3 protein-coding genes are annotated in these 2,984 nt (G+C 72.7%); all 3 read left to right on the top strand.

Annotated features, from left to right (window positions below; all coding sequences use genetic code 11):
* The first annotated feature begins 52 nt into the window (after positions 1 to 52).
* The gene (locus FNH09_RS45800) at positions 53 to 1,939 is read left to right on the top strand and encodes a hypothetical protein (RefSeq protein ID WP_162470103.1); all 1,887 of its coding nucleotides are present in this window, start codon (positions 53 to 55) and stop codon (positions 1,937 to 1,939) included.
* 122 nt (positions 1,940 to 2,061) lie between these two features.
* Entirely contained in the window at positions 2,062 to 2,568 is a 507-nt protein-coding gene (locus FNH09_RS45795; protein WP_152895782.1) for a hypothetical protein, read from the top strand.
* On the top strand, positions 2,568 to 2,786 hold the full coding sequence (locus tag FNH09_RS45790; protein ID WP_152895781.1) for a hypothetical protein: 219 nt from the start codon (positions 2,568 to 2,570) through the stop codon (positions 2,784 to 2,786). The genes FNH09_RS45795 and FNH09_RS45790 overlap by 1 nt, the downstream gene beginning before the upstream one ends.
* Positions 2,787 to 2,984: the final 198 nt, after the last annotated feature.

Raw genomic sequence — 2,984 nt, 5'->3', positions numbered from 1 at the left:
CCTCCCACCCCCGCCGCCCGCACGGACGGCACCCGAACCGGAAGGAGGCGGCGTGACCGCCAGGACCCCCCGCGCCAAGAGGCCCACCACGAGGAAGACCGCTGCCGCGCCGCCCGCCGCCCCGGTGACCGACCAGGCCGGGCCGGACACGATGCTGGACACGGACACCCGAGACCGGGTCGCCGACATCATCGACGCCGCCCGCGAGCAGGCCGCTGCCGCGCGCGACGATGCCGACCGGATCCTGACCGAGGCCCGCGACCGCGCAGCCGTGATCCTCACCGAGGCACGGGCGCAGGTTGCCGACCTGGCCGGGCAGGCCGCCGCCGACCACGACACCGCCCGCGCGCAGCTCGCCGAACTGCGCCGGGTCACGGAGACCGACCTCGCCGAGACCGGCGCCCTGATCGAGCGGCGCCGCACCGAGGCCGGGCAGATCGTCGCCCGCGCCCACGAGCACGCACAGCAGCTGGCCGTCGCCGCACAGGCGGAGGTTGACCAGGCCCACGCCCGGGCCGCGCAGCTCGCCGAGACGGCGGCCGCCGTCTACGACGCCCGCCGCACCGAGGCGGAGACCCTGTACGCCGACGCGGTCGCCGCCGCCGATACCCGCCGTCGCGACGCCGACCAGGCCGTCACCGCCGCGTACACCGAAGCCGAGCAGGCCCGCGCCGAACTGCGCGAGCAGCTGCGCGAGATGGGCGAGGCGTTTGACCAGGAGGCCGCGGGCAAGCGGGCCGCCCTGGACACCGACCTCGCCAGGCTCCGGGCGGCGTGCGACGAACAGCGCTCCCGCCTCCAGCGGGAGGCCGCCACCGTCACCGACCGGCTGCGCGAGACGGCGGAGAAGGAAGCCGCCCGCATCGTCGGCGACGCGAAGCGCAAGGCCGACGCGCTCGCCGAGCGGGCGCAGGCCGACGAAGCCCGGGCCCGCCGGCTCCTGGACGAACTGAAGGACGCGAAGCGCGAGTCGTCGCGCTGGCACGGATGGCACCGCCGGATCGCCGGAGCGGGCTGGCGCACCGCCCCCTGGATCGCCCTGCTCGCCGGGATCGGCCTCGCCGCGTCCGGCGAGTACGAACTCGCCCACATGGTCGGCATCCACCCCTACGTCGCCCCGCTCCTGCCCGTGTCCATCGACGTGTACTGCGTCACCGCGTTCCGCACCCGCCGGGACATCCCCGCGGCCCTGACCCTGATGGCATCGGCGAACGTGATCTACCACCTGTCGGAGCAGGCGCACCTCGTCCCCGAAGGACAGGCCGCGCCGTGGTGGCTGACCACGTTCGTCGTCCTGATTTTCGTGGCCGTCATCTGGCGCGTCCACTCACTCATGCACGACACCGGTACGGACGGACACGGCGGTACGGACTCCGGCGGGACGGACGGGCGTACCGGTACAGCGGCCCGTACGGACCGCACCGTCCCCGCCCGTACAGGTCCGTCCGCGACGCACTCGTACGCGCCCCCGGCCGGTACGGCGGCCGTTTGTACGGGCTCCGGCACGGTTGGTACGCAGCCTGTACACGGCGCCCCGCACACCGCCGCTTTGGCGACGGCGAATGCGGGTGTGACCAGCGCGAACAACGGTCGTACTAGCGGCGTACAGGCAGCCCCGTCCGGGGCGGCGCGTACTAGTACGCCGGGCCCGGTCCGTACGAGCGCGGCCGGACACGGTGGCGGGACGCGTACCAGTACGGTCACCGCCCGTACGGCCCCGGCCGCGACAGCTCCCGCCGGGCGTACCGGTACGGCGACCGCACCGCGTACGGACGACGAACTGCTCCCCCTTGTACGACAGCTGCCGCGCGAGACGGACGGCTACGTCAACATCAGCCGCGCCCGTACGGAACTGTCCGTCAACCAGCCCCGCGCGATCCGGCTGCTGAAGGAGGCCGGTCTCCTGCGCCCTGAGGACGCGGACAAGCACCTGCGCTGATCCACCGTCCGGCACACATCAGTGAGGGCCAGCCCACGCCAATTGGGCTGGCCCTCGCTGCGACTGCCGGAAGCAGTCACAGCTCCCCCGAGTATCGCCCCTTCCTGAGGAGAAAACCCCTGATGAGTAAGGACATTGCGAGCCGCGTCACCAGCGGCGTGCAGGCTCTGGCGCTGCCCGGCCAGCGTGAGGGCTGGCAGGCGCAGCACCGCGGCAGCCTGCTGACCGACGCGCAGGCCTATGACGCCCTCGCCGACGCCGTGCAGAGCGACCTCAAGGCCCGCCGCCTCGACGGTGACCTGCCCTGGGGCATCTCGGCAGCGGCCCGGGCCCGCAAGCGGGTCAAGCCGCTGCGGGACGCGGCCCGCGCCATGCGCAAGGCGGCCCGCGCCATCAACGGCGTGGTTGCCGCGTACGAAGAGACCCAGCCCGACGTCGTCCTGCGGCGGCGCGAGGACAAGCAGCTGAAGAAGGCGCAGCTCAAGGCCGCCGCTGGCGCGGCCGCGCACAACAGCGCGCAGGTGACGCTTCAGCGGCTCGCCCCGGGCGAGAGCGAGGGCGACCCGGCTGGTGCGCCGCGACTGCTGGGTGACTTCTTCGGTTCCGGGCAGCAGCGGCGCGGTGCCTGATGACGGCTCCGCTGTCCCCGAAGAAGGCGGCCCACTGGAACGCCCGATTCGAACAAGCGAGGACGGCCGGCGAGCGGGGTCCGGAGGAATTCTTCCGGGCCTGGCTCGACCTGCTGAAGGTCAGTGCTCTTCAGAAAGTGCGCCGCACTGGCGATCACAGCACGTTCAACGCGCTGTCGGCGGAGCTGGAACGGCTCTACCGGGATCACTGCCAGTAATCGTCATCGTCATCATCATCACCCCGAAAAAGAGGCTTGACGGGGGTCCTAACCAGGCGTACGCGTACGCGTACGAGGCGGCCCTCTTCCCTCACCGGCAGTCATCAGAGAGGAGGGCCCGTGTCCGACGACGACACCCCGGACAACGTGGTCCCGTTAGCCCGGATCGGCTCCCTGCCGCCCCCGCCCGTGCCGCCC

The organism is Streptomyces adustus, from assembly GCF_009377175.1.
Classification (GTDB): Bacteria; Actinomycetota; Actinomycetes; order Streptomycetales; family Streptomycetaceae; genus Streptomyces; species Streptomyces adustus.
Note: the sequence above shows the minus strand (reverse complement) of the source record. Positions and strands in the feature narration are given on the sequence as shown.

Bases quoted from the DNA above. Each gene is read 5' to 3' on its own strand.
- FNH09_RS45790 (WP_152895781.1), top strand. From the start codon at position 2,568: ATGACGGCTCCGCTGTCCCCGAAGAAGGCGGCCCACTGGAACGCCCGA.
- FNH09_RS45795 (WP_152895782.1), top strand. From the start codon at position 2,062: ATGAGTAAGGACATTGCGAGCCGCGTCACCAGCGGCGTGCAGGCTCTG.